This window comes from Streptomyces sp. LZ34, from assembly GCF_053890475.1.
Genome location: NZ_CM132680.1, coordinates 2,148,067 through 2,170,230 on the forward strand (window position 1 = coordinate 2,148,067; position 22,164 = coordinate 2,170,230).

General features: G+C 73.4%; 14 protein-coding genes. 7 read left to right on the forward strand and 7 right to left on the reverse strand.

From position 1 onward, the window contains the following. The first annotated feature begins 6 nt into the window (after positions 1-6). From def to ACWY4P_RS07670, 4 genes are all read left to right on the forward strand, one after another. Positions 7-660, forward strand: coding sequence for a peptide deformylase (gene def, locus ACWY4P_RS07655; protein ID WP_456209393.1), 654 nt, complete (start codon positions 7-9; stop codon positions 658-660). 215 nt (positions 661-875) lie between these two features. Next, positions 876-1,634, forward strand: a complete 759-nt coding sequence (locus ACWY4P_RS07660) for a GNAT family N-acetyltransferase (RefSeq protein WP_456209394.1) — start codon at positions 876-878, stop codon at positions 1,632-1,634. Positions 1,635-1,732: 98 nt separating this feature from the next. Beyond that, positions 1,733-2,488 carry a lysophospholipid acyltransferase family protein gene (locus ACWY4P_RS07665; protein WP_456209396.1) on the forward strand — a complete coding sequence of 252 codons (756 nt, stop codon included), beginning with the start codon at positions 1,733-1,735 and terminating at the stop codon, positions 2,486-2,488. 317 nt (positions 2,489-2,805) lie between these two features. Further along, positions 2,806-3,384 (forward strand): LuxR C-terminal-related transcriptional regulator, encoded by a 579-nt coding sequence (locus ACWY4P_RS07670; RefSeq protein ID WP_456209397.1) that lies wholly within the window; start codon positions 2,806-2,808, stop codon positions 3,382-3,384. A gap of 107 nt (positions 3,385-3,491) precedes the next feature. On the opposite strand, the gene ACWY4P_RS07675 is transcribed toward ACWY4P_RS07670, so the two are convergent. Then, positions 3,492-3,842 carry a hypothetical protein gene (locus ACWY4P_RS07675; protein ID WP_456209398.1) on the reverse strand — a complete coding sequence of 117 codons (351 nt, stop codon included), beginning with the start codon at positions 3,840-3,842 and terminating at the stop codon, positions 3,492-3,494. A 19-nt stretch (positions 3,843-3,861) separates the two neighbouring features. Beyond that, positions 3,862-5,523, reverse strand: coding sequence for an aa3-type cytochrome oxidase subunit I (gene ctaD / locus ACWY4P_RS07680; protein WP_456209399.1), 1,662 nt, complete (start codon positions 5,521-5,523; stop codon positions 3,862-3,864). A 105-nt stretch (positions 5,524-5,628) separates the two neighbouring features. Here ctaD and ACWY4P_RS07685 point away from each other — a divergent pair, with 105 nt between their 5' ends. Further along, the gene (locus tag ACWY4P_RS07685; protein WP_456209400.1) at positions 5,629-6,177 is read left to right on the forward strand and encodes an RNA polymerase sigma factor; all 549 of its coding nucleotides are present in this window, start codon (positions 5,629-5,631) and stop codon (positions 6,175-6,177) included. Further along, complete coding sequence (locus ACWY4P_RS07690) at positions 6,174-7,145, forward strand: CU044_5270 family protein (RefSeq protein WP_456209401.1); 972 nt, start codon at positions 6,174-6,176, stop codon at positions 7,143-7,145. The genes ACWY4P_RS07685 and ACWY4P_RS07690 overlap by 4 nt, the downstream gene beginning before the upstream one ends. A 178-nt stretch (positions 7,146-7,323) precedes the next feature. Here the strand turns inward: ACWY4P_RS07690 and ACWY4P_RS07695 are convergent, their stop codons facing one another. Continuing rightward, positions 7,324-8,112, reverse strand: coding sequence for an Fpg/Nei family DNA glycosylase (locus ACWY4P_RS07695; protein WP_456209403.1), 789 nt, complete (start codon positions 8,110-8,112; stop codon positions 7,324-7,326). Between the two features lie 148 nt (positions 8,113-8,260). Between ACWY4P_RS07695 and ACWY4P_RS07700 the strand changes: the two genes are divergently transcribed. Beyond that, complete coding sequence (locus ACWY4P_RS07700; RefSeq protein WP_456209404.1) at positions 8,261-9,421, forward strand: PP2C family protein-serine/threonine phosphatase; 1,161 nt, start codon at positions 8,261-8,263, stop codon at positions 9,419-9,421. A gap of 42 nt (positions 9,422-9,463) precedes the next feature. On the opposite strand, the gene ACWY4P_RS07705 is transcribed toward ACWY4P_RS07700, so the two are convergent. From ACWY4P_RS07705 to ACWY4P_RS07720, 4 genes are all read right to left on the reverse strand, one after another. Continuing rightward, entirely contained in the window at positions 9,464-12,451 is a 2,988-nt protein-coding gene (locus ACWY4P_RS07705; RefSeq protein ID WP_456209405.1) for a glycosyl hydrolase, read from the reverse strand. Continuing rightward, on the reverse strand, positions 12,448-15,747 hold the full coding sequence (locus ACWY4P_RS07710) for a family 78 glycoside hydrolase catalytic domain (protein WP_456209406.1): 3,300 nt from the start codon (positions 15,745-15,747) through the stop codon (positions 12,448-12,450). Before ACWY4P_RS07710 ends, ACWY4P_RS07705 begins: the two co-directional genes overlap by 4 nt. A 124-nt stretch (positions 15,748-15,871) precedes the next feature. Beyond that, complete coding sequence (locus ACWY4P_RS07715) at positions 15,872-19,243, reverse strand: glycosylhydrolase-like jelly roll fold domain-containing protein (RefSeq protein ID WP_456209408.1); 3,372 nt, start codon at positions 19,241-19,243, stop codon at positions 15,872-15,874. Between the two features lie 141 nt (positions 19,244-19,384). Then, entirely contained in the window at positions 19,385-21,949 is a 2,565-nt protein-coding gene (locus ACWY4P_RS07720) for a beta-L-arabinofuranosidase domain-containing protein (RefSeq protein WP_456209409.1), read from the reverse strand. Between the last annotated feature and the right edge of the window lie 215 nt (positions 21,950-22,164).

Consider the following 22,164-nt stretch of genomic DNA (forward strand, 5'->3'; position numbering starts at 1 on the left):
GTTCCCATGCCGACCACCCCGCTGCCCGAGTTCGTCGACGAACTCCTCGCCGGCCCCCGCCCGTTGCCCATCGTCTCCGCGGGCGTCCCGGTCCTGCGCCGGCCCGCCCTTCCGTACGAGGGGCAGCTGTCCGCCGAGCGGCTGGACCGGCTGGTGCGGGCGATGCGGGAGACCATGCACGCCGCCCCGGGGGTGGGCCTGGCCGCCCCGCAGATCGGCATTCCGCTGCGGATCGCGGTCATCGAGGACCCGGCCGAGGTCAGCGCGGAGGTGCGGGAGGCGCGCGGGCGGGTGCCGCAGCCCTTCCGGGTTCTGGTCAATCCCTCGTACGAGCCGGTGGGCGATCCCAGCCGCCGGGCGGCGTTCTTCGAGGGCTGCCTCAGCGTGCCCGGCTGGCAGGCCGTGGTCGCCCGCCCCGAGCGGATCCGGCTGCGGGGCCAGGACGAGCGGGGGCGCGAGCTGGACGAGGAGTTCGCGGGGTGGCCCGCGCGTATCGTCCAGCACGAGACGGACCACCTCGACGGCACGCTCTACCTCGACCGGGCCGAGACCCGCTCGCTCGCCAACGCGCGGTCCGTCGCCGAGTTGTGGTCCCAGCCCACCCCCGCCGAAGCGGCCCACGCCCTCGGCTTCCCCCTGCCGGGCCCCGTCGAGCGGTAAACCCCGTCTCGGACGACACATGGGCGTCGCCCGGGTGGACATCGCGTGTGTCCTGGTGGACATCGCGTGTCGCGCCCGCGGCGGCACACGTTCGTCACCGACCGGCAGTCGTCGAATCACCGTCCGGACACTGCCGCGTTCTCGTGCCGGGGCAACACTGGCGAAGCCATTCCACGCCTTCGCTGGTGCTCGATTCCCCTGAACGGAGAACAGGAATGCCCGTGCTCTCGACAACCTCGGTTCCGGCGGACGCCGGCTCGTACGTCACCTCGATCGCGCACACCGAAGAGCAGATCCACGCCGCCCAGCGGCTGCGCTACCAGGTCTTCGGACAGGAAAAGGGAGCCCGGCTGCACACGTCGGTCGGCGACCGGGACGTGGACGAGTTCGACGAGGTCATGGACCATCTGATCGTCACGGACACGGCGACGGACACCGTGGTCGGCACCTACCGGCTGCTGCCGCCCGGGCGCAGCGAGCGGCTGTTCTCGGACACCGAGTTCGACCTGCGCGGGCTTCCGGACGAGGTCCGCTCGTCGATGGTCGAGGCGGGCCGGGCCTGTGTCCACCCCGACCACCGCTCGGGCGCGGTGATCAACATGATGTGGGCCGGGCTCGCCCGTTATGTGCTGTTGTCCGGGCACCGCTATCTCGCGGGCTGCGCCTCGGTCCCGCTGGCCGACGGCGGGCAGGCCGCGGCGAACGCCTGGCTGCTGGGCACCACCCGGCACGCCGCGCCGGCCGAGGTGCGGGTGCGCCCGCGCGACCCCTGGATGCCCACCCGGGCGCTGGTCGCCGAGCCGGGCTACGCCGCGCTGCCGCCCCTGCTGCGCGGCTATCTGCGGATCGGGGCCTGGATGTGCGGGGCGCCGCAGCACGAGCGGGACTTCGACGACGCCGACTTCTTCGTGCTGCTGGACACGGAGCGGATGAACGACCGCTATCGGCGCTTCTTCCTGGGCGAGCCCCGATGACCCTCCCGGTGCGGGAGCCCCTGCGGGCGGGGGCCGTGGGGGGTGCGGGGGCCGCCTGGTCCGCGTGGACCGCGTGGTCACCGTGTACCGCCCGCTGTGTGGCGCACGCCGCCGCGCGGGTGCCGGTCTCGCGCGTGGCCGGGCGTGCCGCGTCCTTCGCCCGGGTGGCGGTGGGCGCGCTGCTGCGCGGCGGGCGGCTCGCCGAGCCTGAAACCCTGCGCGCCCACGCCGCGGCGGTGCTGGACGCCCTGGACATCCGGCTCGAGGTGCGCGGCGGGCCGCTGAGCGTGCCGGGCGGTACGGGCACCCTGGTCGTCGCGAACCACATCTCCTGGCTGGACATCATCGCCCTGCTCGCCGTGGAGCCGGTGACCATGCTCGCCAAACGGGAGGTCGGGGAGTGGCCGGCGGTCGGCCCGCTGGTGCGGCGGGCGGGGACGCTGTTCATCGACCGCGGCACCCTGCGCGGGCTGCCGGACACCGTCGCGATGGTGTCCGGGCAACTGCGGTCCGGACGCTCGGTCATGGTCTTCCCGCAGGGTGTCACCTGGTGTGCCGGGACGGGCGGCCGCTTCCGGCGGGCCACCTTCCAGGCGGCGATCGACGCGGGGGCGCCGGTCCGGCCGGTGACCCTGGACTACTTCCAGCACGGAGCGCCGACCACGGTGGCCGCCTTCGTCGGCGAGGACGACTTCGGCAGCTCCGTGCGGCGGGTCCTGGGCGCGGCCGGGCTGACGGCGCGGGTGCGGATGCACGAACCGCTGTCGGCCCTGCCGGGCGTGGACGACCGGCGGACCCTCGCCGCCCGCGCCCAGGCGTCCGTGTGCGGAGCGGAGATGTCCGCACACGGCTGACCCCCGGGCTCCCTGCGGACCGGGGCCGACACGGACCCGCCGGCGCTCTTCCGCCGCGCGGCAGGCCGGAGTTGAACGTATGCTCTGAACTCCATTCGGGCAGAAACGGGCACAAGTCTTTCGCATACGGTCAGGGACAACAGGGCGTGGTGTTGGTATACACCTTGAAGCGGACCTGAACACCCGTCACCAGAGTCCACAGCCGTTGCCGAAATAACAGAAAGTGGTGACTCCCCTTGGCTGCCCACCCCCACACTGCCCAGGTCACCCCCGATCGCCCCAAAACCCCTGGAAGGGGGAGCCGGTACGCCACCGGCATGGCCACACTCACCTCCGATCTGCGGGTCCTCGCGGGTGACGACGACTTCTTCCGCCACTTCGGCGGTTCGTCGGCGGAGCTCTGCGGTCGCGACCTGTACGATCTGCTGCATCCCAGCGCGCCTTCCGTCCTGCGGGAACACTTCTCGCGCCTGCACGATGGGCGGCGCACCCGCTTCACCGAGCGGGTCGTCGGATGCCGCACGGACGGCCAGGTGTTCTCCGGCGATCTGACCGGCACGGCCATCGAGGGCCCCTCGGATCAGCTGTCCGCCATCGTCGTGCTGGTCAAGCCGGACGACGAGGCGGCGGCCACCGACGAAGCGGCCACGGTACGGCGGCTGTTGCTCTCCCCACTGGAGGCCCGGATACTCGAAGGAGTGGCCACCGGCGCCTCGACCGTGCAGCTGGCCTCCAAGCTCTATCTGAGCAGGCAGGGCATCGAGTACCACGTGGGCTCGATGCTACGGAAACTCAAGGCGCCCAACCGCGCGGCCCTGGTGTCCCGCGCCTACGCGGCAGGCATGCTGACCGTGGGCACCTGGCCGGCCCGGGTGCTCCCGGACTACGTCAAATAACTCCCGCCCGGCGGCACGGCAGGGGGCGTGCCGCCGAGGGGGGAGTTGAGACCTCGGTTCTCCCCCCAGCCGCCGCTGGGAGGTGCCCCCGGCCGGGGGGCATGCCGCTACCCCGCGGCGAGCGTGGCGGCGACGACGGTCAGGGCGACCCCACCGAGCAGGGCGGCCACCAGCAGTCGGAGCCGCAGCCGGTGGTAGATCCGCTGGTACTCCGCGCGCAGTTCCTCACCGCGCCGCGCCACCTTGCGCAGGGTCTGCTCGGCGAGGTCCCACTGGTCCTGCGCGTAGAGGCGTTCGACCTCCTCGCGCTGGGCGACGGTCAGCCAGTCCAGCCGGCCCGCGAACCGGCGCGCGCGGTCCGAGGCCCGGTCGCGTTCCGCCTGGAGCAGCAGATAGCCCTCGAGTTGGCTGATGCCCATGGCGACGTCGCCGGGACGCGGGGCGCCGGCCCCGCTCACGCCCCTGTCTCCCGCTCGCTCATGCCACCGGCTCCCGCTCGGCGACCTCGGGGTGGTGCAGGTCGAACGCCGGGGATTCGGAGCGGATCCGGGGCAGCGAGGTGAAGTTGTGCCGTGGCGGCGGGCAGGAGGTCGCCCACTCCAGCGAGCGGCCGTAGCCCCACGGGTCGTCCACCTCGACCTTCTTGCCGTACTTGGCGGTCTTCCAGACGTTGTAGAAGAACGGCAGGATCGACAGGCCGAGCACGAAGGAGAAGATCGTCGAGACGGTGTTCAGCGTGGTGAAGCCGTCGGCGGCGAGATAGTCCGGAATCCTGCGGATCATTCCTTCCGTCCCCAGCCAGTGCTGGACGAGGAAGGTGCCGTGGAAGCCGATGAACAGGGTCCAGAAGGTGATCTTGCCGAGGCGCTCGTCCAGCATCTTGCCGGTGAACTTCGGCCACCAGAAGTGGAATCCGGCGAACATCGCGAAGACGACCGTACCGAAGACCACGTAGTGGAAGTGCGCCACCACGAAGTAGGTGTCCGAGACGTGGAAGTCCATCGGCGGCGAGGCCAGGATGACACCGGTCAGACCGCCGAAGACAAACGTGATCAGGAAGCCGATCGTCCACAGCATCGGCGTCTCGAAACTCAGCGACCCCTTCCACATCGTGCCGATCCAGTTGAAGAACTTCACCCCGGTGGGCACCGCGATCAGGAATGTCATGAAGGAGAAGAACGGCAGGAGCACACCGCCTGTGACGTACATGTGGTGCGCCCACACCGTCACCGACAGGCCCGCGATCGAGATCGTCGCACCGATCAGCCCGATGTAACCGAACATCGGCTTGCGCGAGAAGACCGGAATGACCTCGGAGATGATCCCGAAGAACGGCAGCGCGATGATGTACACCTCGGGATGGCCGAAGAACCAGAACAGGTGCTGCCACAGCAGCGCCCCGCCGTTGGCCGCGTCGAAGATATGCGCCCCGAACTGACGGTCCGCCTCCAGGGCGAACAGCGCGGCGGCCAGCACCGGGAAGGCCAGCAGCACCAGCACACCGGTGAGCAGCACGTTCCAGGTGAAGATCGGCATGCGGAACATCGTCATGCCCGGAGCGCGCATGCAGATGATGGTGGTGATGAAGTTGACCGAGCCGAGGATCGTGCCGAAGCCGGAGAAGGCCAGACCCATGATCCACATATCGGCGCCCACGCCCGGCGAGCGGACCGCGTCCGACAGCGGCGAGTAGGCGAACCAGCCGAAGTCGGCCGCGCCCTGCGGGGTGAGGAACCCGGCCACCGCGATCAGCGAGCCGAACAGGTACAGCCAGTAGGCGAACATGTTCAGCCGCGGGAACGCCACATCCGGCGCACCGATCTGCAACGGCATGATCCAGTTCGCGAAGCCGGCGAACAGCGGGGTGGCGAACATCAGCAGCATGATCGTGCCATGCATGGTGAACGCCTGGTTGAACTGCTCGTTCGACATGATCTGGTGCCCCGGGCGGGCCAGCTCGGCGCGCATGAACAGCGCCAGGATCCCACCGATGCAGAAGAAGGCGAACGACGTGACGAGATAGAGCGTCCCGATCGTCTTGTGGTCGGTGGTCGTCAGCCACCGCACGGCCGCGGAACCGGGGCTGGAGCGGCGCGTGGGCAGGGGCGCCGGTGCCGCGACAACACTGTTGTTACTCATGTCCGCTAGGTGTCCGGCACCCTCCTCGATCATCACAGGGGAGGCGGGAAAAAGTGATTTTCCCGGGGGTGTGATGATCGGGAGCATGCCGGACACCTACCGGGCATGAGCCCCGACGCAGCCTTCGACACCGCCTACCGTGAGCATTACTGGGCGGTGAGCCGCTTCGTGGCCCGACGGCTGGACGGCGAGCCGGGCGAGGTCGAGGAAGTGGTCGCGGAGGTGTTCGCCGTGGCCTGGCGGCGCCGCCGCGACCTGCCCGAGTCGCCCTTGCCCTGGCTCTACGCGGTGGCGCGCAACTGCCTGGCCAACGCCGTGCGCGGGCGCGGCCGGTACCGCAGACTCCTGGCCAGACTCGGCCATCACGAGGCGACGGGCGGTCAGCGCACCGTGGCGAGCCCGGACGCCGAGCGGCCGGGCTCGTGGGTGCTGGAGGCGCTGGACCGGCTCACCGAGGCCGACCAGGAGGTGCTGAAGCTGACGGCGTGGGAGGAGCTGACCGTCGAGGAGCTGGCCACCGCCCTGGGGTGCGGCCGGTCGGCCGCGGCCATGCGGCTGCACCGAGCCCGGCAGCGGCTGCGGGAGCAGATCGACACGGTGCGCGGGGCTGTCCCGGTACCGGCGCGGACGAGCACGAAGGATGAACGGAAATGACCGACGAACTCGACCTGCTCCGCGGCGCCAACCCCGTCCCCGCCGACGCCGACCGCTGGCGGGACCGCCCGCTGGACGGCGAAGGCGAGCGGCGGCTGCGGCAACTGGTGACCGGCGCGCGGCGGCGCCGTACCGTCCGGCGGGTCGTCGTGGGCGTGGCCATGGCGACAGCGGGCGCGGTCGTCGCGATCGCCCTGACCGTCTCGGGCCCGGCCGCCTCCCCGGCCGTGGCCGCCCCGGTGGCGCTGCGGCCGCACGCCTCCAGCGCCGACGTGTCGCTCGCGGAGATCGCCCGCCGGGCCCGGGCCGCGGCGGCCGCCGAGCCCGGGAGGTCGGTGCGCGGCAGCCATGTCCAGGACTGGTCGCTGGGTCTGGAGTCGGGGAAGGACGCGGTGACGGTCCCCCAGGAGACGCTGACCCGCTGGAACGCGGACGGCAGCGGCTCGCTGCTCGTGGTCGCCACCGACCCCCGCCACCCGGGGCACCCGGTCATCGACGACGGCGTGCCGCCGCGTACGGTCCACGACGGCAAGGTGGTGCGCCGGGAGAGCTATCCGGCGGGCATCGACGGCGCGAACCAGAGCTTCTTCGAGGCTCCGCCGGCCGGCGCCGCCGCGCTGCGCGACTACCTCGCCGTCTGGCACCCGGACGCGGACCGCGATCCGGACGAGCTGCTGGGCGCGGTAGGGGCCTTCCTCCGGGTGTGGACACCCGGCCCGCGCGAGATCGCGAACCTCGCCACCCTGCTCTCCCGTGACGCGGGCCTGCGCCCGGCCGGCCGGGTCACCGACCGGATGGGCCGGGAGGGGCAGGCGTTCGTGCGCGCCGGGGGCGGACTACAGCGCATGGTCGTCCTCGATCCGGACGACGGGAGGGTGCTCGACGTGGAGGAGACCTGCACCCGCGACGACCCCGAGTACCGGGTCGAGGCGGGCGATGTGCTCTCGTACACGGCCTGGCTGTCCTGACGGTGGATCCTGCCGCGCGCGGAGCCGTGTATCGCAGAGCGGCGAGGGACCACAGGCGGCGCGCGCCCTCGCCCGGCCCGCCGCTGTACGGGCCCCGAGACCGCTGCTCCCGAGCAAAGGTGTGCCCCGCCCCGTCATGACCCGCCGCGTCATGACCCGCCCGTCATGACCCGCCGCGTCATGACCCGCCCGGCTGACAGCGGGGGCACCAGGTGGTGGTCCGCCCGGCCATCCGGCTGCGGCGCAGTGGGCCGCCGCACCGCGGGCAGTGCGGGTCGGGGTCGTCGCGGCGGCCGGTGAGCCAGGAGGGGCTGGTGGGCACGTGCCCCGCCTGCACCGAGGTGCGCAGCACGCCGCGCATCGCGCGCTCCAGCCGGGCGCGTTCCTCGGGGGTCAGCTCGGCGGTCCGCCGCGCCGGGTGGATGCCCGCGCGCCACAGGATCTCGTCGCCGAGCAGATTGCCGAGCCCGGCGACGACGGACTGGTCGGTGAGGGTCGCCTTGACCCGTCCGCGCCGCCCCGCCAGCCGTTTGTCGAGTTCGGCGCGGCTCACGGACAGCGCGTCCGGGCCCTGGTCGCCCAGGATCCGGTCGACGTCGGAGTCGGTGTCGGCCAGCCACAGGCCGCGCAGCTTGCGCTGGTCCCGGTAGCGGAGGTCGTGGCCGTCGTCGAGGACGAAGGTGACGCGGTCGTGCGGGTGGGGCGGGTCGTCATGCGCACGGCACAGCAGGTCTCCGGTCATCCCGAAGTGCAGGAGTACGGTGGGACCGTCGGTATGGGCGATCAGCCACTTGCCGTGTCGCTCCGGTGCGTCGAAGCGGCGGCCGGTCAGCTCCCGCCGCAGCCGCTGAGGTGTCACCCCGCGCAGCACCCCGGCGTCGCTCACCTCGACGCGCTCCACCCGGCGGCCCTCCGCGCAGGAGGCCAAAACCCGCCGAAAACCCTCAACATCCGGCAGCTCAGGCATAACGCCACATTACGCCCGAACGGCCGACCATACTCCTCAAGGCACAGGACATGACACGGGCACCGCGCGGCGCCCGCCCCTCATGATTTACTGCCTTTACCCCCCGTTAACACCTGAATGTGCCGTAATCCGATTAAAGTAGCCGGTTATGCGATTCCTCCGCTCTTCAGCGGACCGGGGAGCTCACGGTCACAACCGTAAGCTCTTCGTGATTGCCCGGTGCCTGCCCTTCGTGGCCATGGCGGCCGTGGTCACGATCGAGTTCTCACCGGCCCATGTCATATACACCGGCCCCCTGCTGTCCCCGGCCCCGGCGCTGGCCGCGGTGACCATGGGACCGCTCGGCACGGGCGCGGTGGCCCTGCTCGCCTTCGGGGTGAGCTCGACCACCGCGACGGTCAACCAGGCCTGGGGCACCCAGCAGGTGTACGCCAACATGGCCGCGCTGCTGCTGGTGGCGATCGCGAGCGTGGTGGGCAGCACCGTACGGGTCCGCAGGACGCGCGAGCTGACGCAGGCGCGGCGGATCGCCGAGGTCTCCCAGAACGTGGTGCTGCGGCCGCTGCCCACCCGGATGGGCATGGTGATGGCCGCCAGCGTGTATCTGGCGGCCGAGCGGGGGGCACAGATCGGCGGCGATCTCTACGAGGCGATGACCACCCGGTTCGGGGTGCGCCTGATCGTCGGGGACGTACGGGGCAAGGGGCTGGCGGCCGTGCGGTCGGCCGCCGCGGTACTGGGCGCCTTCCGCGAGGCGGTGCACTACGAGAGAGACCTGGCCGAGGTCATGCACCGCTGCGCGGCCGCGCTGCAGCGGGAGTACGCGCTGCTGGACCGGACCGACCCGCGGAACTGGGAGGAGCAGGCCGAGCAGTTCGTCACCGTACTGCTGGCGCAGGTGCCGGACGACGCGACGATCCAGCTGATCAACCGCGGCCATCCGCCGCCGCTGATCGTCCAGGGCGGGTGCGTGCGGACCCTCGACCCCGTCCGCCCGCTGCCCCCGCTCGGCCTGGAGGAGTTCCTCACCGGCCCGCCCATCGCCACCGAGAGCTATCCGTTCGCCGCGGGTGAACGGCTGCTGCTGCACACCGACGGCGTGCTGGAGGCGCGCAACCGCTCCCACGAGTTCTTCCCGCTGCCGGAGACCCTGCGGATCCTGGACGGCGCCACCCCGGAGGAGTACCTGGAGCGGCTGCGCCAGGCACTGGTTCGGCACGCCGAGGGGCGCCTGGCCGACGACGCGGCGATGATCCTGATCGAACGGGCCGACGCGGCCTCCGGGGTCGTCCTGCCCGGCGACCCGTAGGCCCCGCCGGGCAGGTTCGGGCAGGTCCGGGCCGGTCACGGCTCAGTCGGCGGACACCACCGCCCGTCCGTAGGGCACCAGGCGGACCGGCCCGATCAGGCCGTACCGCTGCCGCCCCGCGGCGCCGAACTCCGCCGGGCGGACGGTCCGCAGCCGGTTCAGCAGCGTGGTGGCCACCTCGACCTCGATGGTGTTCGCGCCGCGCCGCAGCAGGCCCCCGAGGTCCACCACACCCGTCACCTGGTCCACGGGGCCCACCGCGGTGCCGTTGACGGAGACCCGATAGGTGTCGAAGACCTCCCCCAGCTCCAGCCGGGCGCCGGTGGCTCCGGTCCAGCCCCGCCCCAGCCGGACGGTGGCGCGGTAGCGCCCGACGCCCGAGACGTCCGCCAGGCCGGGGAGATCCGGCCAGGCCGCGAGGGCGTCGAGGTCCAGCCGGTGGTCCACCGTGACATGGCGGTCGGGCGAGCGGCCCGGCCGCCAGTCCGCCACCCGCAGCGACCAGCGGTCCAGGGTGAGCGGCGCGGGCAGCTCGCCGATGCGTACGACGACCTTCCGGCCGTCGCTCAGCACGGCCTCGCGGGCGCCGGGCCGGGTGTCCACCACCTCCAGAACGCCGTCCGCGACCCGCGCCGACTCGGCGTCCGTGCTCAGCGCGTGGAGCGGCCCGGAGCCGCGCGCGAGCGCGACGAGGGCGGTGGCCCCGGGCGCCAGGGTCATCCGCACCGCGACCCGGCCCCCGTCGTCCCGGTGGACGGCGACCGGCGCCACCTCACCAGTCCAGGCGTCGAGCGCGTACGGGGTGGCCTTCGCCCACGGCGAGGCGATGGCCACCTCGTGGTCCACCGCCGCGGTCGCCGAGCCGTTGGCGAAGAAGTGGTAGGCCACGTCCCGCGCCGCCCGGTGGGCGTGCAGCAGCGGCGAGCGCGCCGCGTACGCCACCTCGGGCTCGATGCCCAGGTCCTCCAGGGCCGCGGGGATGTCGGGCCGGTCGGCGACGCCCCGCACCCCGGGGACGGCGAGCAGCCGGGTGATCAGGGCGCGCAACTGGTCGTCGTCGGCGTCGCCGTCGCGCGGCAGCCCGGGCACATGCCCGTCCGACCAGTCCCCCACCACGATCATCGGCAGGCCGTCCTCGGCCAGCTCGATCAGCCGGCGGGCCGTCTCCAGTTCCAGGGTGTGCTCACGCCCGATCATGACGTCGCCCTCCAGCACCAGGACCTTGAAGGCGGGCCCGTCGGGCGCCAGCCGCCCGCCCCGCACCACGGCGCTCGGCAGGCCGAGCGAGCGCGGGCTGAGGAAGGTGTGCGTCCAGCCGAGCGGCACCCCGTCCGAGGTGAACCAGGGCGCGCCGAGCCCCGAGCCCGCGTAGCCCTTCTGGCGCAGCACGGCCACGTCCACCCGGTGGGTGCCGGTCTGCAGCACGCCCTGGATCCGGCCGAGGTATCCGGCCACGTCGGGCGCATGCCGCCAGGCCGGGGTGCGCGGCCCCCAGGCCTCGCCGTACCCGGGGCCGCCGTGGTACGGGGAGAACGCGGCGAAGCCCGGCCAGGCGGCGCCGGGCGCGGTCGCGTAGCCGAAGCCGTGGATCACCGCCTGGTTGACGCCCGCGCAGTACTGGGTGACCAGCTTGCGCAGCGTGGCGTCCCAGGTGGTGGCGTACGCGCCGCCCGCCGTGGCGCCCGCCTCGTTGGACAGCACCCGCCCGCCGCCCATGTCCCGGCCGCCGGCCAGACAACGGAAGTCGTCGAGGTTCTTGAAGCCCAGCGACTCCCCTTCGGGGATGTCCAGGAGCGAGGCGCTGTGGATCGCGTCGGTCTCCAGGCCGTACGGCTGGACGCGCAGGGCCAGGCCCAGCGAGTGGGCCCAGTCGCGCAGCGGCAGCAGGTGGTGTTCCAGATACAGATCGGTGATGACCTGCATGTAGTCGCGGCGCACCGCCTTGTTGGTGGCGGCGTCGAAGGAGAAGACGTACTTCTCGTCCTTCTCGACCACCGCGGCCAGATACGGCAGCAGGGGGTGGCCGGTCCGCCGCTCGAACTCCTCCGCCAGGCCGGGGGTCCACAAGGTGGCGTCGGTCTCGATCTCCAGGGAGTCCTCGAACAGGGCGCCCCCGGCCCGGCGCAGCAGCTCGCGGACCCGGCGGGTGAGGATGCGGCGCTCCCAGAAGTCGGTGACCGCGCGGGTGCCGGCGGCGCTGAAGTGGTCGACGACATAGGCGAGCGGGGAGGTGTGGGCGGGGCCCTCGGGCCGCTGCCCGGAGCCGCGTTCCCAGTACGAGATCACCGCCCACTGGCCGTCGTCGGGCGCGGCCCACTGGAGCGCCCCGTCGCGGACCAGCGCGGTCAGGTCGGTGACCGAGTCCCGGTCCAGCGACAGCGGCGCCGGGGCCGCCGCGGCGCCGCCGCTGATCCGGGCCCCCTGCACCCACAGCAGCCGCCGGTCGGACACGCCCTCGGCCGCGGGCACCACCGGCGGCGGCACCGGGCCCGCGTAGGAGCCCTGAGAACCCTGGAAGACGGCCAGGCCGTGGGCCAGCTCGTGGGCCGCCGCGGCGCTGTCCGGGGTGACGGTGGGCACGGCGGCGGGCCAGGCCGGGCCGATGGCGACGTCGACGGTGAGGCCGCGCCGATCGGCCCGGCGCAGCGCGCTCTCCAGCCCGGCGACCCAGGCCGCTGTCCCCCAGCCGTAGCGCTCGGCGTCGATCGGCTCGCTCAGGCTGTGGGTGACGGCCGCGACCTCCACCCCGCCGAACCCGGCATCGGCGATCTGGTCGACCTCCCGGGCGATCTCGGCCGGGTCCACCAGGCCGTCCGGCCACCACCAGCGGAACTTGGGCCGCACCGCGCGGCCGGGCGAGGCGAACGCGGCGGCGAAGCCGGGCCGCGGGGCCTTGCCGCGCGCCGCGGCGGGCGCCGTGGCCGGCGCCGCCGCAACCGGGAGCGCCGCGGCCGCGCCGGCCGCGGCGCCCAGGCCGAGCAGGGTCCGGCGGCGCGGGCCGTTCTCAGTGGGGCGGCTCGTCTCGCTCATGCGTCGCTCCCGGTCCGCGGCTCGGATACGGACTGGTATACGGACGTGAAACTCCAGGTCCCGGAGGCGACCTCGTACACCCGCGCGCCGTCCTCCGTGCGCAGCGGGCGCGCCCCGTCCGGCGCCCCCACGGCCCCGGAGGTGATGGGCACCCGCACCTCGGCGGTGGTCCCGGCGGGCACCGTCACGGTCAGCCGGTACGCGGAGCCCTCGCGCCGCCAGGCGCTGCGGGCCGGGCCGTACGGGGTGGTGTACGAGGCGGCCGCCGAGGTCAGATCGCCGACGACGGCGGGCGCGAAGAGCAGCCTGCGGTAGCCGATCGAGTCGTCGGTCTGCCGGATCCCGGCGAGGGAGCCGGTGAACCAGGAGTCGACCGCGCCGAGCATGAAGTGGTTCTGGGACTGGCCGGAGCCGCCGTCCCAGGTCTCGCCGAGCGTGGTGTTGCCGTGCTCGACCTGGTAGCCGTAGCTCGGGCTGTCGGTCCGGGTGGCGATCCGGTAGACCACGTCGTCGCGCCCGGCCGCGGAGAGCACCCGGAAGGCTGCGGGCAGCGAGATCTCGCCGAGCACGAGGTGGTCGCCGGCCTGCTCGACACCGTGCACGAAGTGGTCGAGGAGCCGCTGCCGCTGGCCGTCGGGGACGGCCCCCATGTCCAGCGCGAGCGCCTCCGCCCCGTGTCCGCCACCGCCGAAGGTGCCGGTCGTGGCGTCGTAGTACTTCGCGGACAGGGCGGCGACGGAGGCGCCCGCCCGCTCGCGGAAGGCGGCGGCGTCCTCGCGCTCGCCGAGCACACCGGCGATCCGGCTGAGCGCGTCGGTGACCCGCCAGTAGCCGTAGGTGCCCGCGACGGCGCGCGGGAAGGTGCGGTCGGGGGTGATCCAGTCGCCCAGGCCGTAGTCGAGGATGCCGTCGGTGACCTGCCGCTCGAGGAAGGCCGCGTACTCCTTCATCTTCGGGTAGTAGGCGCGCAGCGTCTCCCGGTCGCCGTAGGTGGTGTACAGCTGCCAGGGGACGAGGACGAACGCCCCGCCCCAGTTGGCGTCGTTGCGGTAGGCGCCCGGCAGCAGGGTGTAGTCCGGCACGGTGCTCGGGATCAGGCCGTCGGGGGTCTGCGCGTCGGCCATGTCGCGGACGATCTTGCGCAGCTGGGACTGCATGTCGTAGTTGGCGGCCAGGGCGGGGAAGACCAGCTGGTCCTGCTCCAGCCAGCCGAGCTTCTCGCGGCTGGGGCAGTCGGTGAGCACGCTCATCATGTTGCTTTCGATGGCGCCCCGGATGAGCCCGTGGATGCCGTTGAGCAGCTCGTTGGAGCTGGTGAACTCCCCCGCGGAGGCGTTGTCGGTGCGCAGCACCAGGCCGCGTACGGACACCTCGGCGCCGGCGGGCAGCCCCTTCAGCTCCAGATAGCGGAAACCGTGGTAGCTGAAGCGCGGATGCCAGGTCTCCGCCCCGCTGCCGGCCGTGGTGTAGCTGTCCCACAGCGGTGCGCCGACGTTGCTGATGGACTGGTGGGCGTGGCCGTCCTTGAGGCTCTCGGCGGGGTAGATCCGCACGGCGGTGCCCTCGGGCGCGCGCACGGTGATCTCGGGCCATCCGGCGATGTTGCGCCCGAGGTCGAACACCCGGCTGCCCTGCGGGGAGTTCGCGACCTCGGTGCCCTTCAGCGTCTCGGTCACCCGGATCGGCTCGGTCTCGCGGGCGCTGACCCGGGCCGGGGTGGCGGAGGTGCCGGGCGCGGCGACCACGGTGGCGGGCCGCCAGCCGGAGCGGTCCCCGCCGGGCCGGTCCCACCGCGGGAGCTCCCGGCGGGCGTCGTAGTCCTCTCCCCCGTACCAGTTGGAGGAGGTGGTGGGGCCCAGGGTGGTGCGCCAGTCGGGGCCGCTGGCGATGCGCAGAACAGTACTGTCGGCGAGGGTGATCTCCAGCTGGGCGAGCAGCTTGGAGTCGCTGAGGTTGCCGTACAGCTTGCGGTACCGGTCGGCGGTGCTCACGACGTTGGCCATGCCGTTGCCCAGCTCGACCCCGAGGGTGTTGGCGCCGCGCCGCAGCCGCTTGGTCACGTCGTAGGTGGCGTACTGCACGCGGTCGGCGAAGTCGGTGTTGGCGGGCTCCAGTACGGCGTCGCCCACGGGGCGGCCGTTGATCCGGGCGTCGTGGACCCCGAGGCCGGTCAGGTAGAGCCGGGCGGAGCGGATGCCCTTCGGGACGGTGAAGTCCTTGGCGAACAGCGGGAGTCCGGCGGGGAGATAGGGCTTCGGCGGTGTCTGCCCGGTGACGCGGGCGGCCTCGGTGAACGGGCCGGTGGCCGCGTCCGAGGTGGAGACGGTGTAGTCGACGGGGAAGCCCGGCACCCGGCCGTCGGCGGTGAGGACGTCGGCCCGCGGGTAGAGCAGCACCCGGTCGAAGCGGGCGGTCTGCTTCAGGTCCAGGGTGAGGGTGATCGGTGTGGCGGAGACATCGGCGTCGGGGTGCGGTTTGCTCGCGTACCCGGCGGCGGTCTGCGCCCCGCTGTTGGTGAGTCCGTCCACGGCGAGGGCGGGTTCCCAGGTCTTGCGGACGGTGTTGCTCTCCGAGGCGGTGACCGCCGCCCCCTTGGCGAGGTCGGGGCCGTCGGGGTCGGCGGAGTCGCGCACCTCGACCTCGGCCAGCTGAAGCCGCCGGGTGAGGGCGGGGAAGTCGCCTTCGGCGAGCGGCAGGCCGAGCCGGGTGATGTCGAGCCGCACATAGCGGGCGGTGGTCTTCGGCAGGTCGACGGCCACGGGCGTGACCTCACGGCCGCCCAGCTGCCAGTCGGGGTGGCCGATCCACTGGGCGGACCAGTCCTTCGGGGAGGTCAGCCCGGTCTCGAAGACGGACGGTGCGCTCCAGCCGGACGCCCGGCCGGCGCCGCGGCCGGCCCACACCTTGACCCGCCAGTACACGCGGGTGCGCGGGCCGAGCCGGTCGCCCGCGTAGGTGGTCCGCGGCGCGGCGGAGCCGACCTCGCCCGAGTCCCACAGGTCGGGGCGGCCCGCGTCGAGCCGGGCCGCGCTGGTGGCGGCCTGCACGCGGTAGGCGCGCTGCACGGTGTCCCGGCCGGTGACGGTCGGCCGCCAGCTGAGCTCGGGCGTGGTGTCGTCGATGCCGAGCGCCTGCCGCAGGGCCCCGGTGCGCAGCGCGGTGGGGCGGCCGGTGTCGCTCGCCTCGGCGGGGGCCGCCGAGGGCACGGTGGTGGCCAGGACGGCGAGGGCCGCCAGGGCGGTGGTCGCGAGCCTGCGGCGCAGCGGTGGCCGCGGGGGGCGGTCTGGTCGATGCATGGGCAATCTCCGTGAGTGTTCGGGCCCGGGAGGGACACGGGCGGAAGTCGGGCGCGCTCGAACGCGAAACGGGCGTGAAACGGGCGCGGGGCGGCCCGCGGGGCAGACGCCGGTCGGGCCCGGGTCAGGTGGCGCGGGTGAGACGGACCGTCACCGGGCGCAGCGGGCGCAGCGCCACCGGCCCCAGCAGCCCGGACGGCAGCGCCTTGCCGCGCTCGTTGGCGAGGGTGTTGGCGACGCGGACCGCGATGGTGTTGACGCCGGGGCGCAGGTGGTCGGTGACGTCCACGGTGTACGGGGCCCACAGCGCGGGCGGCAGCGCGGTGCCGCCCACCGTCACCCGGGCCACCTCGCGCACCTCGCCGAGGTCGAGGTGGAGGCGGCGGCCGTCGAGGTCCGCCCGGGTGAGGGTGATGTCCTTGGTGTAGGTGGCGCTGCCGGAGAAGCGCGGGTCCAGGTCGGTCCAGCTGCCGAGTGGCCGGACGACGGGCTCGGCGCCGTCCCGCTCCAGGGTCAGGGTCCAGTCGCCGTCCAGCGGAATCGCCCGCAGCGGGTCGGTGACCTGGACCTCGCCGCGGTAGACGTGGCGCCCATCGGCGCCGGTGAACGCGTACCGGCCGGGGGCGTCGGCCAGCGCCTTCGCCCGCAGCCGGCCGCCCTCGGCGGCCACGGCGGTGACCGGGAGGTCCGCCCGGGTCAGATGGGGGCGCGCCGGGGCGCCCGCGCGGAACACCACGGCCAGCGTCTCGTACGGGCGAAGGCGCAGCGGCAGCCGGGTGGCCTCGGCGCCGGGCCGGCCCGCCGCGTCGTGGACGGGGGCGGCGGTGACCGTGCCGGTGGCCGGGTCGCGCAGCTCGGGTGCGCCGCCGACCGGGAAAACCGCCTCGGTGACCACGGTTTCGGCGCTCTCGTTGTTGAGCAGGAAGGCCGTGTCCCGGCCGGAGGTGGTGCGCAGCACCAGCACCGAGGCGGCGGGGGGATCGAGCACGGCGGCCGCGGCTCCCGTGGCGCGGGCCGCCTCGCCCAGGCCGTCGGGGACCGCGACCCGCACGGCCCGGCCCCGGCCGACCCGGCGGCTGCCCGGGCTCTGCTCGGGGAACAGCGCCCGCAGGGCGCGGCGCAGCGCGGCGTCGTCGCCGCCCGCCTCCTGGCCGGGCAGCTCGCCGACGGCGATGACCGTGCCGCCGCGGCGGGCGAACTCGGCAAGGGTACGGGCGGTGGCGGCGTCCAGGACCGGGGTGTCCGGCAGAACGGCCACCTCGTAGCGGGCGTGTCCGACGGCCAGGGTGCCGCCGTCGGTCCTGGCGTGGTCCCGCAGCGCCCGGTCGCCGGACAGGGCGCCCTCGTGGACGAGGTCGAAATCGGTCTGGGCGCTCTCCAGCGCCCGGGCGGCCGCGCCGAACGCGGTGTCCAGCGCGGTGCCCTGGTCGGTGCCGCGCCACTGCTCGGCGGCGCGCTGCGGCTGGATCAGGGCGGTGCGGGCGCCGGAGGTGCCGCGGACGGACTCCATCACCCGCCCGGTCCAGTCCGCCAGCGGGCGCATCGCCCACCACCAGGGGGCGCGCGGGCCGAAGGGCGGCGGGAAGTAGACCCGTGTCTCGTCGGTCCACAGCGCGTGCAGCACGGTCAGGTTGACGCCCCGGGCGGCGGCCGCGCCCAGCAGCGCGTGGGCGAAGGCGGGCGCGACCTGCCAGCCCATGTTGCCGAAGGCCTCCAGCAACACCCGCTCGCGGCCCGCCTGGTGGGCGGCGCTCGCCGGGTTGCGCGGGATCATGGTGGGCTTGCCCGCCTCGTACTCGGCGGTGATGATGTCCCCGCCGGGGATCTGCGCCCACTGGTTGACCTTGTGCAGATCGCCGGTGGAGGCGATGCGCTTGGCGGGGGCGGTCTCGTCGTAGAGCGGGTTGGTGATCAGGGCGACGCGCCGCTCGGCGTACCAGCGGGCCTGCTTGCGGAAGGAGAGCGCGAACCGGTCGGACACCGCCTGCCAGAAGCGCCCGCGCAGCACCCGGCCCTCCCGGCCGAGGCCGTCGTCGAAGAGCGCGGCGTACGCCCGGCCGGGCTCGGCGCCGACCGCCCGCAGGGCCGCCTCCAGCGTGGGCGACCAGGGCGCCCGCTTGAAGTGCGGCTCCGCGGAGGCGAAGAACGGCTCGTCGTCCCAGAAGCCGGGCACGACGGTGCCGAAGTAGCGGCCGAATCTGCGGTGGTACTCACCGGGCACCATGTCCAGCAGCAGCTCGATGGGTTCCTCGTCGAGCAGGTCGACATAGGCGCGGCTGTAGCCCTGGGTGTCGTCCGCCAGGGTGGTCCCGCCGAACACATCGATCTGCCACCGCCCCGCGGGCACCTCCCAGCGGCGGGTGGTCCCCAGCCGCTCGGTGAGCTCGACCAGCCGCGTGGCGTCGTCGGCGCCGGCCGGGCGGGCGGCGGCCGCCACCGGCGCGGCGGTCTCGGGGCCGCGGCGCGTGGCGAACTCGCCGGGGGCGGCCGGGTCGGCGAAGTCCTCGCGGTAGAGGACCGTGCCGTCGGCCGCGGTGACGGTCAGGTCCTCCCACAGGGCGCGCTGGGTGCCGGTGGCGTGCACACCGACGCTGCCCGCCGGGTGGGTTTCATCGGTGACCGTGCCCTTGTCCTTGTCGTCCAGCCGGACGGTGAGCGTGGCGCCGCTGACGGTCACCCGCAGGGCGTGGAACTTGGTCCGGTTGAAGCCGTCCGTGCGGGTGCTGCGGGCGAGTTCGGTCCGCTCGCCGTTGTTCAGCCGGGAGATCGTGACCACCCCGGTCTGGTCGAACTCGACCACATAGCCATCGTGGCCGTCATCGCCGGAGGCGGCGGTGGAGGCGCGCAGCAGCAGACCGGCGGCGGCCGTCTCGGCCTTGACGCTGCCGGTGACCGTGCAGTCGCCCCAGCGGGCCCCGCGGCGCAGCACCGCCGCGCCGCCGAGCACCGCGGCGTCGGCCACCAGCCGGCCGCTCTCGACGCCGACGCCGGTGGTCTCGTACAGGTCGACGGTGGCCGGTCCCTCCACCACGGTGGTGGACCGCCACAGCGCCTTGAGCCGCAGCTCGGGGCGGGCGGGGTAGTGGCGGGTCCCGACCGTACCGCCGTTCACGATCAGGCCGGCGGCGCGCCCGCTGGGGAAGTGGTTGTCATTGAACACCCACACCCGCATCCCGGTGCGCTCGGCGACGGCTAGGACGTGTCCGACCACGTCGAACCAGCCCTCGCTGAAGAACACCGGGCTCATCTCGGCGTTGTCGAAGGGGAAGATGACGACCTCGTACATCCCCTTGTCGCGCAGTTCGGCCAGCTGGCGGTCGATCAGCTCGTGGGTGACCGGCCCGTTCCAGTACCAGTACACCGTGGGGCGGCTGTCGCGGCGCGGGTCGGTGAACCGGGCGGCCGCAAAGCCCGTCCCGGCCGCGGACTCCGCGTGGGCCGGGCCCGCGCCGGGCAGGCCGGTGCCGAGTGCGGCGACGACCGCCCCGGAGGCCATGACGAAGTGGCGCCTGGTCGGTCGGATCGGTCTTTCGGGCTCTGGTGTGCCGGTTTCAGGCATGGTGATACTCCCGCAGGGGCAGGGGTGCGGACGGGGGTGGGGTGGGCTGGACGTTGGGGGTCGGCCGGATCAGCCGGCTCAGCTGTTGGCGCGGTGCAGCGCTGCGACCTCGGCGGCGGTCAGGGCGCGCCCCAGGACGCGGAAGTCCGCGACGGTGCCGTGCAGATAGGGGTGGGTCGTGTTCTGGGAGCGGCCGAGGTAGTTGCGAGTGGTCGCGCCGAGCAGCAGCGGCCCGGAGACCACCGCGTCGTTGCGCCCGGCCTCCTCGCCGTCCACGTACAGCACGCCGGTGCCGCCGCCGAGGGTGAGCGCCAGATGGGTCCACCGGCCCGGCTCCAGGGCGGCCGAGGCATCGATGTAATCCTCCGCCTCCATGCCCGCGATCTTCCACGCCGCGCGGGCCTTCCCGGCGCCGGTGCGCGGGGTGAGGAAGAGGTAGGTGTTCTTGTGGAAGCCGAGGTCGAAGACGCGGGCGGAGTTGGCCACGCTCTCCAGGAACACTCTCACCGAGAGGGTGAGTTCGGGCAGGCCCGTCAGCAGACCGGGGGGCAGCGCGACATGGCCGTCCTTCCCGTCCAGCGCGACCGCCCGCGGTCCCGCGGTGGTCCATGTGGCGCCGCCGGCCAGCCGGGCGTCCGGGAAGCGGCGCAGCGCGTCCGCGCTGGTCGCCCCGGCGCCTTCGGCCAGCGGAAAACGGGCGATCTCGCGCCGCCGGGGGCCGCGCGGCGGGACGGCGAAGTAGACGTTGTAGCTCTGGTGGTGCACTCGGTGGAAGGGCAGCAGCGGGACCTTCGCGCCCCCGGCCACGGCGGTGAACTCCGGCCCGCCGCGCCCCGCCACCGGCCGCAGCGAGGACGGCTCGATATCCGGGATGGTGCGCGGGCCGTGCTCGCCGTACGCACCGGCCAGCACCAGCGGGCCGTACGACACCGCCTTGATGTGCGGGTTGTCCGGCGCCGGGCGCCACACCAGCTCGCGCGGGAAGGTCAGCTCGACCGTGTCACCGGTGCGCCAGTGCCGGTCGAGGGTCAGATAGCGGCCCGGCACCGGCTTGGCGTCCACGGGGCGGCCGCCCACCAGCACCCGGGCCCGGGACCCGTACCGCAGCCACCCGGGCACGCGCACCTTCAGGGCGAGCCGCCCGCCGCCCTCGGTGACGGTCAGCCGGACGGTGCCGGTGTCGGGGTAGCCGGTCCGCTGGAGCAGCCGGAATCCGCGCTCGGCCCACGCCACTTCGGAGGGGATGAAGAGGTTGACGTAGAGGGCGCCGGCGTCCTCGTCGCGGAAGTAGATGGTGTCGGCGAACTTGGTGTGGGTCTCCATCCCGGTGCCGTGGTCGCAGGAGAAGTTGTCGTAGTCGCCGCTGTAGCTGCCCGGCGCCGAGCCCAGGCCGCCCTTGGGCTGCCGGCGCGACCCGGCCCACAGACCGGTGTAGTACGTGACGAAGCCGTGGTCGGAGCCGGGGTCCTGCTCGCCGAGCAGCTGGTTGTACAGCGTCCACTCGTAGTGGTCCATGTACGCCGCCCTGCCCGGGTCGTGGAGGAACAGCCGGCGGCCGATCTTGAGCATGTTGTAGCTGTTGCAGTTCTCGCAGGTGTCCTCGGACAGCCTGCTGACGATCTGCCCGGGCGGGCCGAAGAGCTCCTGGTTGGAGTTGCCGCCGATGACATACGAGTGGTCGCGCACCACGATGTCCCAGAAGTTCCGCGCGATCCGCAGATAGCGCGGGTCCCCGGTGGCCCGGTACTCCTCGGCCGCGCCCACGATCTTGGCGATCTCGGTGTTCGCATGGCGCCCGTCGAGCTCGTCGCGCCCCTCGGCCAGCGGGCCGTAGAGCGACTCGTGGTCGAAGCGGCGCGCGGTGCGCAGATGGACGGGGTCGCCGGTGACCAGATACAGCCCCGCCAGCACCTCGTTCATGCCGCCGAACTCCACGCCGAGGAGCCGCTGCATGGTGGCCTCGTCGAGCGGGGAAGTGCGGGAGTCGACCCAGGCCGCCATCCCCCGCAACACCTCCAGGGCCTGGTCGTTTCCGCTGAGCCGGTGCTGGTCCAGCAGCCCGGCCATGATCTTGTGGATGGTGTAGTACGGGGCCCACGGCTTGCCGCCCGCCTCGAGCTCGTCGAAGATCCGCTCGGGAAACGCGGACAGATACCCGGCCCGGTAGCCCGCGCCGGGCGAGGCCGCCTGGCACTCGGCGAGCGCCGCGACGATCCGCCGCGCCTTGTCCGCGTAGGTCTCCTCGCCGGTGTTCGCATGGGCGAAAGCCAGCGCGGAGAGCAGATGCCCGGTGCTGTGGCCGCGCAGCAGCACGTTCGGCGCCTCCCAGCCGCCGCACGGCTCGGCGGTGGAGGGCAGTTGGACATTGAGCCGGAAGGTGTGCAGCAGCCGCTCCGGGTCGACGAAGCGCAGATAGGCCAGGGTGCGCCGCATGTTGGCCAGGAACGGGCTCTCCAGCAGCCGTACGGCCGAGAGCGGGAAGGGCGCCAGCCGCGCGGGGGCGGCCCCGGCGGGGGCGGAGTCGGCGAAAGCGGGGGCGGGGGCGGGCAGCCCCACGGCCCACGCGGCCGCGGCCGCGCCACCCGCGGCCAGCGCCCGTCTACGGCTCATAGGGGACCCTGCGACTGATCCGGATCCGGTCATGGTGGTGCGTCTCCTTCGGGGGCAGGGCGGTCCCCGCGTAGACCCGCCCGAAGTTGAAACGTTTCGATTTGATTGCCAGGAAGTTATGGGCGCACGGCGCCGTGCGTCAAGGGTTGTGCCGTCCAAAGAAGTTGACACGATTCAGCCACCGGGCGGACCGACCCGCGGACCGAGCCCCGGACCCTGCCCTCAGCGGGCTGGGCCGGGCCCGCTGA

Bases quoted from the DNA above. Each gene is read 5' to 3' on its own strand.
- def (WP_456209393.1), top strand. From the start codon at position 7: ATGCCGACCACCCCGCTGCCCGAGTTCGTCGACGAACTCCTCGCCGGC.
- ACWY4P_RS07660 (WP_456209394.1), top strand. From the start codon at position 876: ATGCCCGTGCTCTCGACAACCTCGGTTCCGGCGGACGCCGGCTCGTAC.
- ACWY4P_RS07670 (WP_456209397.1), top strand. From the start codon at position 2,806: ATGGCCACACTCACCTCCGATCTGCGGGTCCTCGCGGGTGACGACGAC.
- ctaD (WP_456209399.1), bottom strand. From the start codon at position 5,523: ATGAGTAACAACAGTGTTGTCGCGGCACCGGCGCCCCTGCCCACGCGC.
- ACWY4P_RS07685 (WP_456209400.1), top strand. From the start codon at position 5,629: ATGAGCCCCGACGCAGCCTTCGACACCGCCTACCGTGAGCATTACTGG.
- ACWY4P_RS07690 (WP_456209401.1), top strand. From the start codon at position 6,174: ATGACCGACGAACTCGACCTGCTCCGCGGCGCCAACCCCGTCCCCGCC.
- ACWY4P_RS07695 (WP_456209403.1), bottom strand. From the start codon at position 8,112: ATGCCTGAGCTGCCGGATGTTGAGGGTTTTCGGCGGGTTTTGGCCTCC.
- ACWY4P_RS07700 (WP_456209404.1), top strand. From the start codon at position 8,261: ATGCGATTCCTCCGCTCTTCAGCGGACCGGGGAGCTCACGGTCACAAC.
- ACWY4P_RS07705 (WP_456209405.1), bottom strand. From the start codon at position 12,451: ATGAGCGAGACGAGCCGCCCCACTGAGAACGGCCCGCGCCGCCGGACC.
- ACWY4P_RS07710 (WP_456209406.1), bottom strand. From the start codon at position 15,747: ATGCATCGACCAGACCGCCCCCCGCGGCCACCGCTGCGCCGCAGGCTC.
- ACWY4P_RS07715 (WP_456209408.1), bottom strand. From the start codon at position 19,243: ATGGCCTCCGGGGCGGTCGTCGCCGCACTCGGCACCGGCCTGCCCGGC.
- ACWY4P_RS07720 (WP_456209409.1), bottom strand. From the start codon at position 21,949: ATGACCGGATCCGGATCAGTCGCAGGGTCCCCTATGAGCCGTAGACGG.